This window comes from Methylophilus glucosoxydans, from assembly GCF_042676145.1.
Taxonomy (GTDB): Bacteria; Pseudomonadota; Gammaproteobacteria; order Burkholderiales; family Methylophilaceae; genus Methylophilus; species Methylophilus glucosoxydans.
This window is the reverse complement of record NZ_JBHTJW010000002.1, coordinates 1,524,384-1,546,653: the sequence shown is the minus strand read 5'-3', so window position 1 is coordinate 1,546,653 and position 22,270 is coordinate 1,524,384. Positions and strand designations below refer to the sequence as shown.

The 22,270-nt window shown below is 50.9% G+C and carries 18 protein-coding genes; 6 read left to right on the top strand and 12 right to left on the bottom strand.

Going from position 1 to position 22,270, the window contains the following annotated elements:
• Positions 1-19: 19 nt before the first annotated feature.
• Entirely contained in the window at positions 20-3,151 is a 3,132-nt protein-coding gene (locus ACFQ1T_RS10035) for an efflux RND transporter permease subunit (protein WP_379076167.1), read from the top strand.
• A gap of 20 nt (positions 3,152-3,171) precedes the next feature.
• On the opposite strand, the gene ACFQ1T_RS10030 is transcribed toward ACFQ1T_RS10035, so the two are convergent.
• Genes ACFQ1T_RS10030 through ACFQ1T_RS10015 form a run of 4 tightly spaced genes read right to left on the bottom strand, consistent with a single transcriptional unit; the run spans position 3,172 to position 7,411 of the window.
• Positions 3,172-3,837, bottom strand: coding sequence for an amino acid kinase family protein (locus tag ACFQ1T_RS10030; protein ID WP_338654193.1), 666 nt, complete (start codon positions 3,835-3,837; stop codon positions 3,172-3,174).
• A gap of 16 nt (positions 3,838-3,853) precedes the next feature.
• Positions 3,854-5,308, bottom strand: coding sequence for an aminodeoxychorismate synthase component I (pabB, locus tag ACFQ1T_RS10025; protein ID WP_338654196.1), 1,455 nt, complete (start codon positions 5,306-5,308; stop codon positions 3,854-3,856).
• Positions 5,290-6,348: a hydantoinase/oxoprolinase family protein gene (locus ACFQ1T_RS10020; RefSeq protein WP_338654199.1), complete on the bottom strand. Its 1,059-nt coding sequence runs from the start codon at positions 6,346-6,348 to the stop codon at positions 5,290-5,292. Before ACFQ1T_RS10020 ends, pabB begins: the two co-directional genes overlap by 19 nt.
• Positions 6,335-7,411, bottom strand: coding sequence for an ATP-grasp domain-containing protein (locus ACFQ1T_RS10015; RefSeq protein ID WP_379076163.1), 1,077 nt, complete (start codon positions 7,409-7,411; stop codon positions 6,335-6,337). The genes ACFQ1T_RS10020 and ACFQ1T_RS10015 overlap by 14 nt, the downstream gene beginning before the upstream one ends.
• Here ACFQ1T_RS10015 and ACFQ1T_RS10010 point away from each other — a divergent pair.
• Positions 7,406-8,113: a HisA/HisF-related TIM barrel protein gene (locus tag ACFQ1T_RS10010; protein ID WP_379076160.1), complete on the top strand. Its 708-nt coding sequence runs from the start codon at positions 7,406-7,408 to the stop codon at positions 8,111-8,113. The genes ACFQ1T_RS10015 and ACFQ1T_RS10010 overlap by 6 nt on opposite strands.
• A 46-nt stretch (positions 8,114-8,159) precedes the next feature.
• Here the strand turns inward: ACFQ1T_RS10010 and hxlB are convergent, their stop codons facing one another.
• The 3 genes from hxlB to tal all read right to left on the bottom strand — a co-directional run bounded on the left by hxlB (position 8,160) and on the right by tal (position 10,560).
• Complete coding sequence (gene hxlB / locus ACFQ1T_RS10005) at positions 8,160-8,696, bottom strand: 6-phospho-3-hexuloisomerase (protein ID WP_091470596.1); 537 nt, start codon at positions 8,694-8,696, stop codon at positions 8,160-8,162.
• Positions 8,697-8,801: 105 nt separating this feature from the next.
• Positions 8,802-9,434 (bottom strand): 3-hexulose-6-phosphate synthase, encoded by a 633-nt coding sequence (hxlA, locus tag ACFQ1T_RS10000; RefSeq protein WP_194747659.1) that lies wholly within the window; start codon positions 9,432-9,434, stop codon positions 8,802-8,804.
• Positions 9,435-9,606: 172 nt separating this feature from the next.
• On the bottom strand, positions 9,607-10,560 hold the full coding sequence (gene tal / locus ACFQ1T_RS09995; RefSeq protein ID WP_194747660.1) for a transaldolase: 954 nt from the start codon (positions 10,558-10,560) through the stop codon (positions 9,607-9,609).
• 274 nt (positions 10,561-10,834) lie between these two features.
• On the opposite strand from tal, the gene ACFQ1T_RS09990 reads away from it, so the two are divergent.
• Together ACFQ1T_RS09990 and ACFQ1T_RS09985 are read left to right on the top strand one after the other, a co-directional pair.
• Positions 10,835-11,986, top strand: a complete 1,152-nt coding sequence (locus tag ACFQ1T_RS09990; protein WP_379076156.1) for an aromatic ring-hydroxylating oxygenase subunit alpha — start codon at positions 10,835-10,837, stop codon at positions 11,984-11,986.
• 26 nt (positions 11,987-12,012) lie between these two features.
• Positions 12,013-12,912: a DMT family transporter gene (locus ACFQ1T_RS09985; protein ID WP_379076153.1), complete on the top strand. Its 900-nt coding sequence runs from the start codon at positions 12,013-12,015 to the stop codon at positions 12,910-12,912.
• Between the two features lie 102 nt (positions 12,913-13,014).
• Here the strand turns inward: ACFQ1T_RS09985 and ACFQ1T_RS09980 are convergent, their stop codons facing one another.
• From ACFQ1T_RS09980 to typA, 5 genes are all read right to left on the bottom strand, one after another.
• Entirely contained in the window at positions 13,015-13,635 is a 621-nt protein-coding gene (locus ACFQ1T_RS09980; protein WP_194748431.1) for a response regulator, read from the bottom strand.
• A 29-nt stretch (positions 13,636-13,664) separates the two neighbouring features.
• Positions 13,665-14,966 carry an ATP-binding protein gene (locus ACFQ1T_RS09975; RefSeq protein WP_194748432.1) on the bottom strand — a complete coding sequence of 434 codons (1,302 nt, stop codon included), beginning with the start codon at positions 14,964-14,966 and terminating at the stop codon, positions 13,665-13,667.
• Between the two features lie 127 nt (positions 14,967-15,093).
• Positions 15,094-15,906, bottom strand: coding sequence for a polyphosphate kinase 2 family protein (locus ACFQ1T_RS09970; protein ID WP_379076150.1), 813 nt, complete (start codon positions 15,904-15,906; stop codon positions 15,094-15,096).
• 95 nt (positions 15,907-16,001) lie between these two features.
• Positions 16,002-16,745, bottom strand: a complete 744-nt coding sequence (locus ACFQ1T_RS09965) for a DUF3883 domain-containing protein (protein WP_379076147.1) — start codon at positions 16,743-16,745, stop codon at positions 16,002-16,004.
• Between the two features lie 241 nt (positions 16,746-16,986).
• A complete protein-coding gene (gene typA / locus ACFQ1T_RS09960) occupies positions 16,987-18,795 on the bottom strand; it encodes a translational GTPase TypA (RefSeq protein ID WP_275355340.1) in 1,809 nt (602 codons plus the stop codon).
• Between the two features lie 377 nt (positions 18,796-19,172).
• Between typA and ACFQ1T_RS09955 the strand changes: the two genes are divergently transcribed.
• Positions 19,173-20,723 (top strand): DEAD/DEAH box helicase, encoded by a 1,551-nt coding sequence (locus ACFQ1T_RS09955; protein WP_194747667.1) that lies wholly within the window; start codon positions 19,173-19,175, stop codon positions 20,721-20,723.
• A gap of 9 nt (positions 20,724-20,732) precedes the next feature.
• Entirely contained in the window at positions 20,733-22,184 is a 1,452-nt protein-coding gene (locus ACFQ1T_RS09950) for a DEAD/DEAH box helicase (RefSeq protein WP_338654241.1), read from the top strand.
• Positions 22,185-22,270 lie beyond the last annotated feature (86 nt).

Sequence of the window (22,270 nt, the reverse complement as noted above, 5' to 3'; positions counted from 1 at the left end):
AAAATAGAGATTTCAAACCATGATGGCAGCCCTGGTCAGATTTTCCATCCGCTTTTACGGTGTCATCATCGGCCTGGCCCTGCTGGTAGTACTGTATGGTGTTTATAGCCTGCAACAGAGCGACCTGAATGTTTTTCCAGAGTTTGCGCCAACACAGGTGGTGATTCAAACCGAATCGCCGGGCTTGTCCGCCAGCCTGGTAGAAAAAATGGTGACACAACCGATTGAAAACGTGCTCTCCGGATCGATAGGCATCAAAAGCTTACGTTCGCAGTCGATTCCAGGCTTGTCCATCGTCACCGTCGTTTTCCAGGACAAGTCAGACATATACCGCAATCGGCAAATGGTTGCGGAGCACCTGAACATGCTGGGCAATCTGCTACCTGCAGGCATTATTCCCAAAATGACCCCGCTGACCTCGTCCGCCAGTACCGTTCTCGGGCTGGGTATTACCTCGGAGACGCTGTCGCTGATGGCGCTACGGACCCTGGTCGATTGGCAACTGACTCCGCATTTGATGAGCATACCTGGTGTGGCTGACGTCAATGTCTATGGCGGACAAGTGCGTCAGTTTCAAATCAAGATTGATCCGCGCAAATTGATGCTATACCAGCTGAATGTGCAAGATGTCGTCAATGCAGCCTCCCGCGCAACTGGAGTCAGAGGGGCCGGGTTTATCCAAAATGACAATCAGCGCCTCATTCTGAATACGCAAGGGCAAACCACGACACCACAGCAACTCGCACACATCACCCTGCTCCGCAAACTTGGCCGGACCATTCGCATCAGCGATGTGGCCGAAGTCGCAGAAGGTGCGGCCCCCTCCATTAGCAGTGCGGCGATCAATGGCAAGGTGGGCGTCTATCTATCGGTGCAAGGGCAATTGGGGGCCAACGTATACGCCCTCACCAAACAGCTGGAGCAAAAACTGGCAGAGATACAGCCCAGCTTGCAACGCGCGCAAGCAACCTTGCACACCGGCCTGTTCCGCCCGGCCAACTTTATTGAAACGGCGATTCACAGCCTGCGCTCCGATATCTTGATTGGTTCCATACTGGTCATCGCCGTGTTGTTTGTATTTTTGTTCAACGTGCGTACGGCCGTCATTTCTGCCACGGCCATTCCCTTGTCACTGCTAACCGCCATTGTGGTGCTCTACCAGTGTGGTGCAGGCCTCAACATCATGGTGCTGGGGGGGCTGGCGATTGCACTGGGCGAAGTGGTGGATGACGCCATTATTGATACGGAAAATATTTTCCGCCGCCTGCGCGAAAACCGCCAGCTCGCACAGCCACAACCTGTGACAACCGTGGTTTTTCAAGCTTCGATGGAGGTGCGCAGTTCGGTGGTCTACGCCACCATGATTGTCGCGCTGGTATTTTTACCGTTGCTGACCTTGACAGGGGTGGCAGGCAAATTGTTCGCGCCATTGGGCTACGCTTATATTTCTGCCATCTTAGCCTCATTATTCGTCGCGCTCACCCTTACCCCCGCACTCTGTTATCTGTTGCTGGCGAAAGCGCCTTTAGATGCGGAAGAATCACCTTTATTACACTGGCTCAAGCACCGTTATGTCGCCCTGCTCCACCGCATTGAACAGCATTATCAGCTCATTCTGCTGAGCAGCTTTGTGTGTATTGCTCTCGGTTTGGCCCTGCTGCCTTTATTCAGGAGCCAATTTATTCCCTCCCTGCATGAAGGGCACTACGTATTGCACATGACTACCGTGCCAGGGACCTCAGAGGTGCAGTCACTCAAGCTGGGCAATCAGGTCACCAAAACGCTTCTGGAAATCCCCGGAGTGAAAACGGTCGCCCAATGGGTAGGCCGGGCCCCGAATGCAGCAGATACGTTTGGCACGCACTACAGCGAGTTTGAGGTCGAAACTGGCACCTTGCCCGGCGCTGAGCAGGAGCGTATTTTTCATGCCATCCGAGAGGAGCTGGCTGGCGAATCCACGGACGAAGAGGATGACGGTAAAGTGGAAGTGGGATTTGTCGGCGCCAATTTTGCCATGAATACGTTTTTAACCGAGCGGATTGAAGAAACCATCTCGGGCTACGCCGCCGGCCTGGTGATTAATATTTACGGCCAGGACCTGGATGCCCTGGACAGAGATGCGCAAAAAGTCGCCAGTGTATTGGCCGGGATACGCGGCATTCGTGATGTCATGGTGCAATCCCCGCCTGAAACACCAGAGATTGTGATTCGGCTCAAGCAGGAAAAACTGGCATTGTGGGGGTTGCAGCCCATGGACGTCCTGGAGACGGTTAAAGCCTGCTATGAAGGGGTGCCAGTCAACCAGGTTTACATTGGCAATCGCGCGGTCGGTGTCAGCGTGCTGCTCAATGATGCCGCACGCGACGATATCGCCGATATGCGCAACCTGCCTATTTTCAACCCCGAAGGCCAGATGCTCAAGCTGTCTGATGTCGCTTATGTTGCGCAGGAAGGTGGACGCTCAAAAATCCTGCATTCAGGTGCCAAACGCATCCAAACTGTCACCGCCAATATGGCTGGGCGTGACCAGGCATTATTGCTTGAACAGATACAAAGCGCTTTACATGAAAAGATGACACTCAATCCCGGCAACTATCTTGAATTTTCGGGTGAGGCTGAAGCTAACGCGCAATCGCGTCAGGACCTAATTGTTCATTCGCTGGTCGCTGGCATCGCCATTTTTCTCATGCTGTACATGGCGTTTGGCCGGCTGCGTAACCTCCTGCTAGCCTTTGCCAATCTGCCTTTTGCCTTGATTGGCGGCGTAGTGGTGACCTTTTTTAGTGGCGGCTGGATCTCGGTAGGCACATTGGTGGGGTTCGTCACCTTGTTTGGCATCACGTTGCGCAACTCCATCATGATGGTATCGCACTTCCAGCATCTGGTGGATCATGAGGGCTGTGAATGGAATCTGGAGACCTGCATTCGTGGCGCCTCAGAACGGCTGCCTTCGGTGCTGATGACCGCATTGGTAACAGCGTTAGGCTTACTCCCGCTCGCCATTGGCAGCGGCGAACCCGGGCGGGAGATTGAGGGCCCGATGGCGACCATTATTGTCGGCGGGCTGGTGTCTTCAACAATTCTTAATTTGCTGATTCTGCCCACGATCATGCTGCATTTTGGCAAATTTGAGCAGACAGCCCCTCAGTAATGTGCCTGGCTAAACCTGCATTACGCAGTTGAAATACTCGTCACGCCACAACGATCAAAATGGCTGGCATCAAAGCCGTGCTCGCACAGTGTGTATTGACTCTGATGCACCACCCGGGTTTTAAACCGCGCCAGCCTGAGGAGCGCGGTAACTCCGGTGTCTATCATGCCCATCTCCTGCAATTGTGGCAATGTCAGCGCCTGGTCTAGGCTCAGCAAGCGTTCATCAGACTTCACCAGCAACAACTGGCAAGCATCCAGTTGCAAAGCCAACCACGCGGCCAGGCTATCCGAGGTCACGTCCCAGCTGTGCGGCAGCGGATATTCCGTGGCAAATGCCTGGTTTAATGCCATTTCACTCGGCAACCAGACCAGGCCACGGTGTTGCCAGCCACGCTCGGCAATTTCAAAGGGATTACGCACCAGGGTTAGCGCGGGCATCATCGCTACCAGGCTACGTGCCATTTGATCCATGGCGTAAATTGCCAGCGCATGCGCCTGACTGTCATCGATATGTCCCTCAGGCATCGTCGCCCGCAAGCGCTGGAACTCACGTACCGCATCAGCATACACACCGCCCCCGGGGACGATGATCACCTTACCATCCCCCCAGCGCACCACCAGCTTTAGCCATTGCATCAGGCTATCATAGTGGGTCACGCTACCCCCTAGCTTGATCACCCACATCGCATCTTCCTGAACATTAGTTTTTTGCTGACCATTCGTTTTTTGTTTTAAATGCCGCAACCAGCTTGAAGAACTGCGACGCCTTGTCAAAGGTTTCCTGATACTCTTTGGCGCAATCCGAATCAGCGACAATGCCACCGCCGGCAAAAAACGTCATGCGGTCTTGGGCAATGACCGCCGTTCTAATCGCAATATTCGTATCCATACAACCATCAAAGCCAATGTAGCCGATACTGCCGCAATAAATCCCACGCCGATGCGGCTCCAACTCCTCAATAATTTCCATCGCACGCAACTTGGGCGCACCAGTAATAGAGCCGCCAGGGAAGCAACCGCGCAGCAAATCCAGCGCATGAAACCCATTGGCCAGCTGACCACGAACGATGCTGACCAGATGATGCACATTGGTAAATCGCTGCAATTTGAATAACGCTTCGACTTTCACCGACCCAACGGCACACACCTTGCCGATATCGTTGCGCAACAGATCAACAATCATGAGGTTCTCGGCGCGGTCCTTGATACAGCCGGATAACTCCTGGGCAATCGCTGCATCTTGCTCAGCATCGAGGTGACGCGGACGAGTGCCTTTGATCGGACGCGTTTCCACCTGTTGATCCACCACCTGCAAAAAACGCTCAGGCGACATGGAAAGGACCGAAACAGGCAACCCCTCCCCGTCCTCCACTTGCATCAACGCCATAAAAGGCGCACGGCTCAATTGCCGGAAATGATCATACGCCTGACAGGCGTCACCGCGCACCTCCACGGCAAAACGCTGCGCAAGGTTAATCTGATAGCAATCCCCGGCACGGATGTAATCTTTGACGCGTGTAAAGGCCTGAGCATAAGCGGCTTGATCCAGATTGGCCTCTACGTTGCCGACGACTTCAAATGGTACGCTATTGCATTCTGGCGCCACGGATAGCAACCTGGCATGCAGTTGCTCAAGGCCTGCTTGATCCAGATAGCGTAAATGCGAAACCAGCTTGCACTGCCGTGCATGGTGATCCACGATGATCGCCCAGTCATAAATGCCCACCATCATCTCTGGCAACGGCACGTCCTGTTGTGCCATCACTGGAATGTTTTCAATACTGCGACCCAAGTCATAGGCAAAATAGCCGAGGGCGCCCCCTGCAAACGGAACCTCAGGGGTACGTTCAACAGGATGGGAGAGCAACCATTGCTGAATGGCTTTGAAAGGATCTTCTTCCGTGCGGGTGCGCTGCTCATCAACCAGCACGTCTGTGTGCGGATGCCGATGAATTATTCTCGCCACAGGGGCAGCCACCACAATATCAAAGCGCGCCCCCAGGCTGATCTCTTCATCCACGGTCGCGACTGCATCTGTTTTCTCAATCTGCCCACTTTCAAGCAACATGGGCCAAGTGAGGTCTCTCACCTGCTTGAACCAATGCATGCCTTCAGCATACGGGAGCGTCAGCGTATTCAATGTCGTTGCTGCCATAACCTCGCCACTGCATAGGCCGGAAAACATACCTCTGCATCCTTTTTTAAACTTGCCTCAGCGGCCTCTACCACAGTAGAAGCAGCGTAGTACTTCATCCCCAATTCGTCAGCCAATTGGCTGACCAGAAAACTGCCCGCACCAAGACCCACCAAGGTCTGCGGTCGGTCTTGTCCCTGCGCGATCACTGCCTGAATACTGTGCTTGATTAAGGTGAGCTGCGCTGCTTTAAACGCCTGTGCCAGAGACTGCCAGAGGTTGTCCTCGGCTGATTCGACATCATGCCCAACCATACGAGCGATGCGCCGCATGCTTTCTAACAGCGATTTGCCTTGACCATCCGCCGTGTCTGCCAGGTCATCGCTGGCCGGCAGCTCGCCCAAAATACGGTAGACATCCGCCGTGGTGGCAAAATACTCGGCAGCGATATGGCGCTGTGCACCTTGCCATTCAATAAATGGCCCAAGCGCCATCAGCGGCGTGCGGACGACACCGGTATAACAGAGCCCAGATTGCCGCATACGTTCGGCATCTGTCCAGCCTGAGGGCAAGACCTGTTGCTGCTGACATCGTGTCAGATCGCAAGTCGTACTGCCGATATCAACCACAACCATCGCGGCATCAGGCAAGGCCATGGCCAGACATTGTGCTGAGGCATGCCAATTCATCGATGCAATCGTTTCCGCCTGGCCTGTCACATTGTCGGTAAAGGTCACGCCTGAACGCTTTGTGGCCTGATAAAATCTGGCGGCTGGCAAATAGCGATGGACCGTTTCCGCAATTGCTTGTACGCCTTGTGCCCGATTTTCAAATAAATCCACCAACTCGCCGGTCATGGTAATGACATGATCGCATTCGTCCGCCGACAATTGCCAGTCATGCAACAGCTGCTTGATGGCCTCCTCCAATCGCGGCAGGCCTTTCCATAAAGCGCATGCCTGCTGTGAAACGTTGAGTACCTGCGATTGTGTATCCAGCATCACCGCTTTGACATGCGCACCGCCAATATCCCATCCAATGACAGGTTTAGACCTGGTCATATCCCCCCTCTTGCAATGTGTTCAGCGTGAGTCTTAGCGAGCTGCTAGCCACGTCTGCTTGTAACTGATTGTTTAATACTGCCTGCAGTATGACACCTGCCGGATTGCTGTTCATTATCCTCGACAATCCAATATACGGAGTGGTTAATCGTGGATTGATTTCAACCAGCACCAAGGCGCCCGCAGCATTCAAAATCATATCCGCCCCCCAATAACCGATCAGGCCCGGGATCGCGCGATGGACTTGCTCGGCCAGTCGCTGCATGGCGAGGATCTGATCCGTCGCTTCATTTACGCCAGCCCCGTTAAAAGTAAATTCACCGTTGACGATTTCCACCTGCTGACGATGCGCAGCGATCACTTTTACCTCGTTAGCGGTAGCCACCACTGACATGCTCAAGGCGATGCCTGGCACATAGGGCTGTAGCAAAAACTGCGTCTGACTCAGCAAGGAATTATTGATTAAATTATTTTTAAATTCAATCAGTTCAGAATCTTTTTTAAAGTAATATGTTGCAGTGCAACCCGCGCCATCATCAGGTTTCACTACCCAGCCATGCAACTGCCCCTGAGCATACCAGGACAGCGATTCAAATGTGGTCAGTTCAGCCAACATCACGTGTGGCACCACTGGCACACCGGCCTGGTGACAAAGCTCAGCCATGCATGCCTTGCTGGTGGTGTCGGCAATAGCCTGTGCCGTGCATCCGACCCATGGAATACCCATGTCTTGCACCAGATGACACAACGCTTGCAGAATCCCCTGCGTTTCGGGTGCGATCACCCAACAGGCATCAATGTCCTGCTCAGCGAGTTGCTGTTGCCATACCGAATGCGCATTTTCATGCGCCTGTATGGCAACACTCTGCGCCATTGCAGGCGGCATCACGCGGTAGTCATGGCTAGTGATACAATCCATGCCCAGCGCAGCCAGGTCTGCCAATAGGGCGTCTCGCATCAACAGCCCTTCCTGCAGCAAACTGGCAGGCAAGGCTTCTGCAACCAAGCCGCCGGCGCTGATGTATTCACAAACCCAGATTTTGAAACGAGTTGTATTTTGCATATTATTCCCGTCATCGATTTGATGCATGGCCAGGTGGTCCAGGCCATACAAGGCCAGCGCCAGCACTACCGTCCTATTCAATCGCAACTGACGGATAGCCATGCCCTGATCGATATCGTGGCAGCTATTTTACAAGTTTATCCGTTTGACTGCCTGTATATTGCAGATTTAAATGCCATCACTGGCCAAGGCACGTTGCCGAACCACCTGTCCTTGATCCAGCAGGCGATGGTCGAGTTCCCGCAATTAGCCTGGTGGATAGACGCAGGTTTTCAAACCGCCGACCAGCTGATTCCTTGGCAATCTGCCCGCATCACCCCTATTCTGGCCAGTGAGTCTATGCAAGATGATCAAACCTATGCACAAATGCGGCAAACGTGCCCAAACAGCCTACTCTCGCTGGACTTTTTCCAAGATGGCTTTCATGGGCCCACCCAACTGCTCTCAGCGCCACAGCAATGGACACACCCCACCATCGTCATGAGCTTGCCCAAGGTCGGGGCAAATCGCGGCCCAGACCATACACAACTGGCCACGCTCAAAGCGCAGCATCCGCAACAAGCTTTATATGCCGCTGGTGGCGTACGTGATGCGCAAGATATTGAAACCTTATCGCAGGCAGGCGCCAGCGGCGTATTGATCGCCAGTGCGCTGCATCAAAAGCAACTCACAGCACATGATTTATCCAAATGGGGCGCATAAAAAAACCGGTCATACGACCGGTTTTTTATAGGCCAAGCCTAAACACTTACTCAAGGTTTGCATGCAATGCGCGCATGCCTTCTTCTGTCAGGCCTTTAGCATGAATCAATTCAGAAATCGCGCCTTCAAGGAATACCAAGGTCGACAGCTCGAACTGACCACCCATAGGCATGCCTTTGACCAGTGGGAAGCTGTCATCCTGACCAATTTGAATCACCAGGTCAGCCACATCTGCCATGGCAGAAGTTTTCTTCATGGAGATAACCACCAGTTTTGCGCCCACTTCTTTGGCTTTTTTCACAAATGGCAGCAACGTCGCTGTACCACCGGAACCAGAAACCAATACCAGCAAGTCACCTTTTTTGATGGCTGGAGTCACCACTTCACCGATCATGTAAACGCTGTAACCGGAGTGTACCAGGCGCATGGCAAAGAAACGTGAGACCAGCAGTGAGCGACCTGCGCCACCAATGAACGTAGAACCTGCCTCATCAACCAACTTGAGCAGCTCAGCTGCTTTTGATTTGTCGGTCACGTCAAGAATGCGTTTCAGGTTGTCCAGAATAAATTGTTGATGATCCATTTTTAAATCCTGTGTAAACATAAAATTGAATAAAAAACCCGACACATTACTGGGTCGGGTTTTTATGATCGCTAATCAATAATTGCTTATTGATGCTTAAATGAATTAAGCGTGAGCGATAGCAGTGATTTCTGCAGCAGCAGCAGCTGGGTCAGCAGCGCCGTAGATAGCAGCACCAGCAACGATGATAGTCGCGCCAGCGTCACGTACTTGAGCAGCTGTAGCAGCTTTAACGCCACCAGCAACAGAGATGTCAACACCCAGGTTCAAACCGGCAACAGCAGCCAGGTCAGCAAATGGAGTTTGACCAGCAGCTTGTTGGTCCAAACCAGTGTGGATACCGATGATGTGTGCACCAGCAGCAGCAACTTCTTTAGTTTTAGCAACTTTGTCTTCAACGCTGATCAGGTCAACTTGAGCTTTTTTGCCGTATTTGTTAGCAGCTTTGATTACGCCTTTGATTGTACCGATGTCGGATACGCCCAAAACTACGCAGATGTCAGCACCAGCTTTGTAGAATGGCTCAGACTCGTACTCACCAGCGTCCATAGTTTTCAGGTCAACCAGGATCTTGTTGTTTGGGAACTTAGCGCGCAGAGTTTCCAGCAATTTGATACCGTTGTGCTTGATGCATGGTGTACCGATTTCCAGAATGTCAACGTGTGGAGCAACTTTTTCTGCCAAAGCGATAGTTGCGTCGAAATCCAATGAGTCTAATGCCATTTGTGTTAATGCCATGTTTTTCTCCAAAAGTTAAAATTTAAATGCTATTGCTAGCGTACTACCAATTCAAGCTGGTCGCCCATAGTAAGCTCGCAGCCAAAATAAGTCAATGTTGCAGGCCAATTTATGCCTGACTTAAAAGCCACACGGGCAGATCACTGCCCGTGTGCATTATCGCATGGCGATATTACAGTTTTGCGGCTAATGCAGCTTCCAGTTTGTTCTGGTCAGCCACGAAACCACGGATACCTTCAGCCAATTTTTCTGTCGCCATTGGATCCTGATTCAATTCAAAGCGGAACTGCTCTTCTGTCAATTTGGCAGGCACTTCTTTGGTTTTTCCGCCATCTTTCAACACTTGAGTCAATGTACCTTCAGTTGCAGCCAACTCTTGCAGCAGGTTTGGAGACACGGTCAAACGGTCACAACCAGCCAAGGCAATCAGCTCGCCAGTGTTACGGAAAGAAGCACCCATTACCACGGTTTTGTAACCGTGCTCTTTATAGTACTGGTAGATTGCGCGCACAGAAACTACACCTGGGTCAGTTTCTTGTGTGTACTCAGTGCCTGGGTTTTTCGCTTTGTACCAGTCGAGGATACGGCCAACGAATGGGGAGATCAGGAATACGCCAGCTTCAGCACACGCACGGGCTTGACCAAAACCAAACAGCAAAGTCAGGTTACATTGGATGCCTTCTTTTTCCAGAATCTCACCGGCCTTAATACCTTCCCAGGTAGAAGCCAGTTTGATCAATACGCGATCTTTGCTGATGCCAGACTCTTGGTACAGGCTGATCAATTTGCGACCTTTAGCAACCATCGCGTCGATATTGAAAGACAGACGTGCATCCACTTCTGTAGAAATACGGCCTGGAACCACTTTCGTGATTTCAGCGCCAATCAACACAGCCAATTTATCCGCTGCGTTTTCAATTTGTTGCTCTTTAGAGCCGCCTTGTGCTTTAGCATAAGCAATGGCAGTGTCAATCAATGGTGCGTATTCAGGGATTTGGCTAGCCTTCAACACCAGAGATGGGTTTGTGGTTGCATCCACAGGTTTAACACTTTTGATTGCCTCAACATCACCAGTGTCAGCCACGATGGTTGTCATTGCTTTCAACTGATCTAATAAATTTGCCATTCGATTGCTCCTAAAAATTGCAATTATCGTTTACGTATTGTTATACACAAAAACCTCGAACATTATAACTGAATTTATTTGAGTTGGTTAAGCCTCGTTTTGGCCTTGGATAAGCCCCGGGGCCAGGTCTACCTCACACACAACGCGTATTTTTTTGATTAAAATCAAATGATTGAGCCGGATTTTTACAGTGAATAAAGGCGCTTTGACTTTTCATTTACCCCCTTTTCGGGCACAATTCACCTTTTTTGCAAGTAATCTATCCGTTGGGCATATGGGCTCTGTCACCTCTTTAAATAAAGAACACCATCAGACTCGCTTCGCACAATTACCCGTAGACTGGTATCTCAACCCGGAAATCTATGCGCTGGAGCAGGCGCATTTGTTTTCCTTGCTGCCACAATACATGGGGCATACGCGAATGGTGCCTAACGCCGGAGACTACCGGGCGCTGGATTGGATGCACGACGCCGTGGCCTTGGTCAACCAGCAAGGCACGCCTCAACTGATCAGCAATATTTGCCGTCACCGGCAAGCAGTCATGCTCAATGGACAAGGCAATACGCAACATATCGTCTGTCCGCTTCATCGCTGGACATACGACCTGAGCGGACAATTGCTCGGCGCCCCGCATTTTGAGCAAACCCCTTGCCTGCACCTTGAAAAACAATCCCTGACAGAATGGCAAGGCCTGCTTTTTAAAGCGAACGAGACCACCGCCAAACAAAAAGGTCTGGAGATTAGCCAGGTGTTAAAAACGCTTGGTTGCAAGCAAGACTTTGACTTCACCGGCTATTATTTTGATTCGGCGATTGTGGATCACTATGATTTCAACTGGAAGACTTTTATCGAAGTCTACCTGGAAGACTACCATGTAGGCCCTTTCCACCCTGGCCTGAACCAGTTTGTTGATTGTGGTGAACTGCACTGGGAATTTGGCGAACACTACAGCGTACAAACCGTGGGCTACAAACCACTGCCAGATTACAGCCTGTCGCCAGTCTACAAGCACTGGCAACAAACGGTCACCGATTACCAGCAAGGCACCGCGCCTAAATACGGCGCCATCTGGTTCGTCATGTATCCTTTCCTCATGATCGAGTGGTACCCCAATGTGTTGGTGGTCTCCCACATCATCCCGACCGGCGTCGAGTCCTGCAAAAACGTGGTCGAATTTTACTATCCAGAAGATATTGCACTGTTTGAGCATGAATACATCAAAGCGCAGCAAGCGGCTTATTTTGAGACCGCAGTAGAAGACAAAGAAATCTGCCAGCGTATGCAGGATGGCCGCAAAGGCTTGTATCTGCTAGGTAAAGATGAGCGTGGCCCCTATCAGCACCCGATGGAAACAGGACTGGAACACTTCCATCAATGGTATCGCCGCCAGATGGAAACGCATCTACCTGACCACTTGCCACGCTAACCGAACACCCACCTTACTGTTTCCGCTTGAAAAAACCACCTTCCCCATACTCCTGGCACCCCAAACATTGGCAGCTGGGTAGCTACTGGATGTTGCTGGCAGGCTTGGGGTTTGCCATCATGGGCGCATTTGTCAAAGCAGGCGCAGCACGCTTCACCACCAGTGAACTGGTGTTTTACCGCTCAGCCTTTGGCTTTGTGATGATTGCCGCCATCGTTTATGGTCAAGGCAAGCAGATAAAAACACCACGACTCAATATGCAGTTACGCAGGGCTGGCGTGGGGTTCACGGCCTTGCTGCTATTTTTCTATGCCATCGCGCATTTACCGCTGGCCACTGCCATCACACTCAACTACACCTCGCCCATGTTCCTCGCCCTGCTCTCTCCCTGGCTACTCACAGGCGACCAGCCACTGACACGCCAACAGCGGTTGAGGCTTAATCTATGCGTCGTGGGAGGCTTTATTGGCATTTGCCTGCTCTTGCAACCCACGTTCCATCGCGAGCAATGGCTGGCCGGAGGCGTGGGTCTGCTCTCAGGCATTGGGGCAGCGCTCGCCTATGTCCACGTCAAACAACTGGGGATACAAGGCGAACCCGACTGGCGTACCGTCTTTTACTTCACACTGGTGTGCACGATTGCAAGTGGCGGCTGGATGTTGATCGACCATGTCACCCCCCTACGCTGGCAAGACCTGCCATTACTGTGCGGTCTCGGCCTGTCGGCAACCCTGAGCCAACTGGCGCTCACCCGCGCTTACCGCACAGGCAACACCTTGACGGTGGCAAGCCTGGCTTATAGCACCATCGTCTTTGCCACCCTGATTGGGATCATAGTCTGGGGAGAGGCCCTGAGTCTGCTTGAAATAGCTGGCATGCTGCTGATTATCGCCTTTGGTGTTTTAAGTACCCGCAGCCGCGCTTAAAGCAATCCCAAGGCCTTACCCCCCCAAAGTGCAATAAAAAAGTCATTCTTATTGCTAAGAATGACTTTTTATTAAAGACCTAAGCTGGTTTTAATTGAACGCCTATGGCTCTAGCAAGCCACAACGCATGGCAATCAGCGCAATCTCGGCAGAGTTTTGTGCGTTGAGTTTTTGTTTGATGTTATACAGGTGCGTGCCCACGGTACGCGGACTCAAAAACAAGGTTTCAGCAATCTCGTTGGTGGATTTGCCTCGCGCCAGCGACATAAACACTTCAAACTCACGTTCGCTGAGCACATCGACTGGATTTTGCTCACCTGATAATTGCTGAATCGCCATTTGCTGGGCCACGCTGGCTTCAAGATACTTTTTGCCTTGTGCCACACTGCGGATGGCTTTGATCAACTCTTCCGCCGCACTGCGTTTGGTGACATAGCCCATCGCACCGGCATTTAGCACGCGCTTGGGATGCACGGAGTCTTCATGTGCAGACAGTACAAGGATACGCGCGTGGCTGTCTTTGGCGAGAATCCGCTCAATCGCCTCCATGCCGCCGATACCAGGCATGGTGATATCCATCACCACCACTTGCGGATGATGCTCCTGATAGGCCTTGATGGCTGCCTCGCCGCTTTCAGCCTCAGCAATCACCTTGATATCCTGGTCGGACTCCAGCAACATTTTAAAACCCATCCTGACCACGGCATGGTCATCCACCAGCATTACACTAATCACACTTGTCTCCCCTTTATTTATGCTGATTGTATAGGCAACCGAACTTCCAGGGTGGTTCCACGGCCAGCATCTGGCTGCGAAACTACTTTAAATTGCCCATGCAATGCTTGTACACGTTCACGCATGCCCAGCAAGCCAAAATGCTTGGTCTGGTCCACGTTGTCGATATGCATCCCCACGCCATCATCACAGATCATCAGGCGCAAGCCATCCTTATCCAGCAGCAAATGCACATTGATACATTGTGCATGCGCGTGCTTGATGGCGTTATTCACCGCCTCTTGCACAATGCGGTAAAGATTGATGTTCACATTCTCGCCCATGGGCTGAAACTCGCCAGAGACATGCAGCTGTATGCTTAATTCTGGATGCTGCGCCTGGTAACCAGATATCATATCGCGCAAGGTTTCCACCAGGCCCATATTATCCATGGCGGCCGGACGTAACTGGCGGATGATATTGTGCATGCCGTCGTAAATATGGTTGGCCGCCGCCACGATGGTCTGCGCATTGGCAGAGATATCAGGCGTGGTCGCCTTGGTTTTGTTCACAATAGCCACGGCAAAGGTTTTGATCGCGGTCACATACTGGCCGAGCTCATCATGCAGCTCACGCGCCAGGCTGCGCCGCTCGTCTTCAATATGCTGCTGTATCAGTTGCGTAAGCTGGCGGTTTTGCTCCAACTGGCGTTCGGCATCCAGCGAGACAGCCATCTGATTCAAGCTTTGACCAATACGGTCAAACTCGGGCAAAGAGAAGCGCTCCAGGCGCGTTGTCAAATCACCCTGCTCTATGCGGTTAATCGCATGCAAAATATGCCTGACCGGGCGCAACGCATGACTCAGCAAGCCATACACCAACAAGTTGAGCAGCACAAAAAAACCAATGCCCATAATCATCAATTGGCGAAACCCGGACCAAGCCTCCCGAATCGAGCCTTCTGCACTGGAGTGAACAATCAGCACCCCATACCGCACGCGGCGCGTCACGGTTTCGACCTTGGGGGCCACCAGACGTACAAACCATTGTGGCGGGATGACCTCAGATTTAAAAGTGGAGCCAGGAGAAAGATACAACGGGTTATTGGCATAGTCATACAGCTCAATCCGGCTGCTGCGCACATAGCCCAAAGAGCGCAAAAAGTCCTGCAACACATAATGCGTCGGCCCCAGGCTGGGATTCATAGCAGAACTGACAATCACCGTATCCAGCAATTGCACCGTTACCCGCGTAGCCGCCTCCACCCGCTCACGAATACTGTCTTTGGTGTCGCGCACCAACACCACGCCTGCCGCGACCAAAAAAGCCAGCGACAGCATGGTGACTAAAAGATTTAACCTGAAACGTAAACTCATGGAGAGTGATGATAATCGCAATTGCCCTATTAGACTTTAACTACCGCGCATTCTCACAGCGTAAAATCATTAAATTCAACCAATCCGGCGCTTAGTCTTTAATCTTCAAAGCATCCCATTCCTTGGGTTTAGGCGGGTAAGCCAATGGCAGTTGATTCAGCGTCTCCAGCAACAAACGTGAAATCAGCAGATTGCGGTTGGTCTTGGAATTGGCCGGGATCACATACCAGGGGGCATATTCGGTAGAAGTGGCTTGCAAGGCAGATTCATACGCTTGCATATAATCCTCCCAAAGCGCCCGCTCTTCCAGATCTTTCGGATTAAATTTCCAATGCTTGGTCGGTTCATCCAGACGCTCTTGCAGGCGCTTCTTTTGCTCTTCTTTCGAGATATGTAAAAAACACTTGATCAGTGTTGTGCCCGTCTCGGTCAACATACGCTCAAAATCGTTGATTTGCTGATAACGGCGCTTGCATTCCACCTCATCAATCCAGCCATGCACCTTCACAATCAACACGTCTTCATAATGGCTACGGTTAAAAATTACCAACTCACCGTTTGCCGGCACCTGCGCATGCACCCGCCATAAATAATCATGCGCCAGCTCATCAGCGCTAGGCGCTTTAAAACTCGCAAGACGAATGCCTAACGGGTCACAAGCACTGAACACATGCTTCACTGTGCCATCCTTGCCGCTGGTATCCATGCCCTGCAACAGCAAAATCACCTTATGCTTGCCCTCAGCATGCAAAATATCCTGCCGCGCATTAATTGCCTCAGTCAGTTTTGCCAACTCGGCCAAATTCTGCGCTTTATCTTCACTCCGCGCTGAGCGGTCATCGGGAGAATATTGCTTGAAGGAGAATTTTTTAGGGTTGACGCGGTATTTTTCCAGCTTTTCCATGAGGCCTGCCAAGATGACAAAATCACAAGCAGTGTATCTCAAGCTGAGAGGGTTGCAAAAGGTAGAGACAACTTAGGATCACAACGCATTGCTCCCTACTCGGCTAAATTACACTCCCATGCCAACGGAGAAAAGCTAAATTTCTGACGCATTTCACGTCCCGTAAATACGTGAAGCTGGGGAGAGCGTCTTGCCATACAGACAATGTAAATAAACCATTCGGAGTTTTCATCAGCAAATTTTGACTCATTTCTAGTGATAAAAAACCTGGGCTCTGGGTTGTCAGTTCCCTTTACTTCAATGAATCTAGTAACTGTATCTTTTATTGCCAAAAGATCGTACCCTAGATTCTCGTTTTGACGGTCATCTACTTGAAAACCATCTTTCTTGAGAGAGTTAGTTACATGCTTAATGGCAGCATCCTCGATCTCTTTTCGAGTTGCAGCATCAGGAAAACCTCCGCCGATCATAGCAATTTTGGGCTCCTCAACGGACGCTAAGAACAAAACGCCTGCGACCTCCTCAGGCTTTCGATTGCCAAGATGATATTCAATCGTTTCTTTGTCATATCTGATTTCGGTGGCGCGAAACAGACCAAGATACTCCCACTTATTGACACCACGTTTAACATAAGCGGGCACAACGGCTCCTGACTCTAAAAAGAGTCGCGCCCTTCCCTCAACCCTAGGACCTTTTCCAAATACGACTGCATCAGGAGCATCGGGATTCAAATCCATACGAAGTGCCAAACCCTTCACTACATTCAGCTTAGTTCGAATGTAATCGTCTCCACCAGCTGTTAGTTTCACAAGCTCTTGAGTGGTAATAGTCTTAGACAATCGGTGCTCCATGAAAACTATAACGCTTCTATTTTTTGCATACTTTAAAGCAAATATTACATTTTATTTATATATGCTTGTATAAACACTTATAGTTAAATCTATTAGCACTCACAAAAAATTTAACTTTTTATACAAAAGGTAGATTAGTTATCCGAAAGCACTTCTAAAGCTTAAGCTGTGCGTGCTTCCTAATAAAAAACGCCAGCATAACACTGGCGTTTTTTATACTGAGCAGAGCTTAGTCTTTAGAAGCACGTTTACGCTCGTGCTCTAACAGGTAGCGTTTACGCAGACGGATGGTTTTTGGTGTGATTTCGACCAATTCGTCATCGTCAATAAACTCTACGGCACTTTCCAGGCTTAGCGAGACTGGCGGGATCAAACGCACCGCTTCGTCTGTACCAGAAGCACGTACGTTTGTGAGTTGTTTGCCCTTGATCGGGTTAACGACCAGGTCATTGTCGCGGCTATGAATACCGATGATCATGCCTTCATACAGTCGGTCGCCTGGGCTAGAGAACATTTTGCCGCGATCTTGCAGCTTCCATAAGGCATAGGCAACGGCCTCACCTTGTTCAGCTGAAATAAGTACGCCATTACGACGGCCTGGCATGTCTGCTTTTACAGGCGCGTATTCGTCAAAAATATGCGCCATCAAGCCTGTACCACGGGTTAAGGTTAAGAACTCACCCTGGAAACCAATCAGGCCGCGTGCTGGAATGCGGTATTCCAAACGTGTGCGACCGTTACCATCAGATTCCATGTTAGTCATTTCACCGCGACGACGGCCTAACTCCTCCATGACCGCGCCCTGATTTTCATCTTCAACGTCTACAGTCAGGATTTCATAAGGCTCACATTTTTCGCCATTGATCTCTCTGAACACGACGCGTGGCTTACCCACGGCAATTTCAAAGCCTTCACGACGCATGTTTTCCAGCAAAATGGTCAGGTGCAATTCGCCACGACCAGACACACGGAAAACATCGGTGTCTTCAGTATCTTCAACGCGCAAAGCCACGTTAACCAACAATTCTTTGGTTAAACGATCACGAATTTGACGTGAAGTGATGAACTTACCTTCAGTGCCGGCTAATGGTGAGGTGTTGACCATAAAGTCCATGGTCAAAGTTGGCTCATCTACGCCCAAATGTGGCAAACCAACAGGTTTGTCGCGATCACAGATGGTGAAGCCAATACCGATTTCTTCGATCCCTGAGATGATCACAATGTCACCAGCTTCGGCTTCTTCAACCGGCACACGCTCTAAACCTTTAAAACCAAGCACTTGGTTAATACGGCCTTGTGCGACTTGTTCATCTTCGCGCATCACTGCTACGACTTGGCCTGGCTTGATACGACCGTTAGTGATACGACCAACGCCCAAACGACCAGTATATGTCGAATAGTCCAAGGCTGAAATTTGCAATTGCAATGGAGCATCGCTGTCGCCTTTAGGTGGCTCAACGTGACTCAAAATCGTTTCAAACAGGGCGCGCATATTGTCTGAAGGATTTTTCAGGTCCAGCGTTGCAAAGCCATTCAAGGCAGAGGCATAGACCACAGGGAAGTCTAATTGCTCATCCGTTGCACCCAAATTGGCAAACAAATCAAAAGTGTGGTTGATCACCCAATCCGGACGGGCACTTGGACGGTCTACCTTGTTAATCACGACAATAGGCTTCAAACCTAGTGCCAGTGCTTTCTTCGTCACGAAACGGGTTTGTGGCATGGGGCCGTCAACGGCATCCACCAACAGCAATACGCCATCCACCATACCCAATACACGCTCTACCTCACCACCAAAGTCGGCGTGGCCCGGGGTATCAACGATATTGATATGCGTGCCTTCATACGTTAAGGCGGTGTTTTTGGCCAAAATGGTAATGCCACGCTCTTTTTCGAGATCATTGCTATCCATCACACGCTCAGTCACCGCTTGGTGTGAGGCAAAAGTACCTGACTGTTGAAGTAGCTTATCGACCATGGTGGTTTTACCGTGGTCAACGTGGGCGATAATTGCGATATTTCTTAAATTGCGTGCCATGTGAACTGCCATCTGTTTGGAAAGGGCGCGATTTTATCACAAATCAACTAAATAATTGACTTTTAAAATAAAATGGATATACTGCGAGCAACTTTAAAGCGTTGCTGGTGCTCTACTAGCCCAATACGTTTTAAATTCATTGCCCTGACCTGTCGATAACTCGCGAATTTTTGAGGTTATCATCTTTAGATGAAGTCTTGATGACACCATCTTCTTTTATCGGTTAGTGGCCATGCCCAAGCGCCGGTAAAAGCAATCCATTCCTGATGTTGCTTTCGCTCAGCAAGTACTACATGCGCACTTTGTGCAATGTAATTGACTGGCTTTGCATTTGCTTTACTAGCGCCCTTTTTAATTGTTGATGAAAGGGACATTCCTTGTCTTTTGCAGATTTAAATCTCGACCCCTCCATTTTGCGCGCATTGACCGACGCAGGCTATGAAAACCCAACACCGATTCAGGCACAATCTATTCCTGAAGCATTGCAAGGCCGTGACATTATGGCTTCTGCACAAACCGGCACCGGCAAGACCGCTGCATTTACCCTGCCCGCTTTAAACTTGCTGGCAACACCACACCCGGTGCGCAGCCGTGGCCCACGCATCCTGGTACTTACACCAACCCGTGAACTGGCTGCACAAGTGAATGAAGCCGCACGTAAATACGGTAAATTCTTGCGTGCACGCTGCATCAGCATTGTGGGTGGCATGCCTTACCCATTGCAAAACAAGCTGCTGTCGCAACCACTGGATATTCTGGTAGCAACGCCAGGCCGTTTTATTGATCACCTTGAGCGTGGCCGCATTGACCTGAGCCGCCTGCAGATGCTGGTGCTGGATGAAGCTGACCGCATGCTGGATATGGGCTTTATGCCGGATGTAGAGCGTATTTGCGAAGCCTTGCCTGCTGAGCGCCAAACTTTACTGTTCTCTGCCACTCTTGACGGGATTATGGATATCGGCAAACGTTTCCTCAATAATCCACTCACTATTCAGGTGGCTGGTCAAAAAGAAAAACATGCCAACATTGAACAACGTTTGCACTTTGTGGATGACATGAACCACAAGAACAAACTGCTGGAGCACTTGCTGATTGCGCCAGATGTGAATCAAACCATTATTTTCACCAGCACCAAGCGCCATGCCGATTTGTTGGCTGAAGACTTGTATGCTGCCGGCCATAGCACTGCCGCATTGCACGGCGACATGACTCAAGGTGCGCGTAACCGCACGCTGACAAAATTGCGCCACGGCGATGTAAAAGTGCTGGTAGCGACGGATGTTGCAGCGCGCGGCATTGATGTACAAGGTATTTCACACGTCATTAACTACGACCTGCCTAAATTTGCTGAAGACTATGTACACCGCATTGGCCGTACTGGCCGCGCCAACAATACCGGCGTTGCGATTTCGTTTGCTTCAAACGCCGATCGTCATTTGCTGCGCAAAATCGAGCAATATACTGGCCAGAAATTACAGGCTGAAGTGATTGCCGGTTTTGAGCCAAAACGTGCGGTACGCATGGATGATGGCGATAGCCGTCGTGGCAAGCGCCCTGGCAAACCACAAGGTAAAGGTGGCTTCCGTCGCGACGAGCGTTCAGCACAGCCAAAGTCATTTGGTGAACGTGTTGCACGTGAAGGCCAGCGCGATGCGCAAAACAATAAGCCACGTGCACCGCGTACCCCAGAAGCCGGACAAAGCAAAGAAGTCAACGGTAACAGCAAGAGCTACAACAAAGACACCGACTTCCAGTTTGCCCGTGCATTGGCGGACGAGTTTGGCCAGCGCCGCCCACGTCCAACCAATAGCCAGGAACGCTTTGGCAATCCTAACGCCAGCCGTAGCAATCAAAAACCACGTCCAGCGGGAAAATCCTTTGGTGACAATGGTGGTGGCGCCGCCAAACGTCCTCGTTCATTTGCCTAAGCCTAGCCTATGACTGAGCAAACCATTGTAGATTTTCGTGCGCTCGGCCTGGCCGAGCCGCTGTTGAAAGCGATTGAGGAATCCGGGTATACCACGCCGACGCCGATTCAGGCGCAGGCGATTCCCCTCGCCTTGCAGCACATGGATTTGATGGCCGGTGCGCAAACCGGGACGGGCAAAACGGCGGCGTTTTCGCTGCCAATTTTGCATACCCTGCTGCCATTGGCCAGCACCAGCACCTCGCCAGCCAAGCATCCCATCCGGGCCTTGGTGCTGGCGCCGACACGTGAGCTGGCGATTCAGGTATACGACAACATCAAAACCTATGCCAAACACACGGCTTTGCGTAGTACTGTGGTGTATGGCGGTGTAGATATCAAGACGCAAACGCCTATCCTCAAGACAGGCGTTGAAATCCTGGTCGCGACACCCGGCCGCCTGCTGGACCATGTCGAGCAAAAAACCTTGTCGTTAAACCAGGTACAGTTTCTGGTGTTGGACGAAGCCGACCGCATGCTGGATATGGGCTTTATGCCCGACTTGAAGCGCATTCTGGCCTTGTTGCCAAAACAGCGGCAAAATCTGATGTTCTCGGCGACATTTTCTGATGAAATCAAAAAACTGGCAGATGCGTTTTTAAATAATCCGACATTGATTGAAGTGGCACGCAGCAACGCCACCAACGACAATGTGGAGCAAAAAGCGTTTTTGGTGAACACTGACCAGAAACAGCGGTTTTTGGTACAACTGCTCAAGCAATACCCCAATCAGCAGGTCATTGTGTTTACCAAAACCAAGCTTTCGGCCAGCAAGCTGGCCAGAGCCCTGGAACGTGATCAGGTGCCTTGCAGCGCGATTCATGGTGACAAATCGCAAAAAGAACGGATCGAAGCACTTGACGCGTTTAAGGCGGGCACTATTCACGCATTGGTTGCGACCGATGTCGCCGCACGCGGTCTGGATATCACCGACTTGCCATTGGTGGTTAACTACGAGATCTCTACTGCGCCAGAAGATTACGTGCACCGTATTGGCCGTACAGGCCGTGCAGGCGCTAAAGGCATTGCCATTTCGCTGATCGACGAGGATGAAACCAAGTATTTTGACGAGATTGAAAAGCTCATCAAAAAACAGATTCCAAAAGAAAAAGCGAATGTCAGCAGCAGTACGACCCCTACGCGTTCACGCCCCTCTAAAGCCTCCAGCGGCAAGGATGCCTGGTTTGAGCAGCCTTACCAGCCAGCCGCCGCCACGGCCGCGCCCAAAGCGGTCACGGCAAAATCTGCAGCAAACGTAAAACGCAAAGTGGTTGCCGCGCTGCTGGGTGGATTTGGCTTTAAAGCGACGCCGCAAAACCGCACGCAAGCCAAGCGCACGACAGGCAGGTCTAAGCAGAAATCAGATCTCCCTGCTCAGCAACCTGCTGAAAATGCAGCGGAGACCGCGAATATTGAGTCCTAAGCCTGTATCCCAGAGACAACACTGAAGTCCTAGAACTGGGATCGCGATGATGACAAAGCCCCGAGATTCGGGGCTTTTTCTTTCTG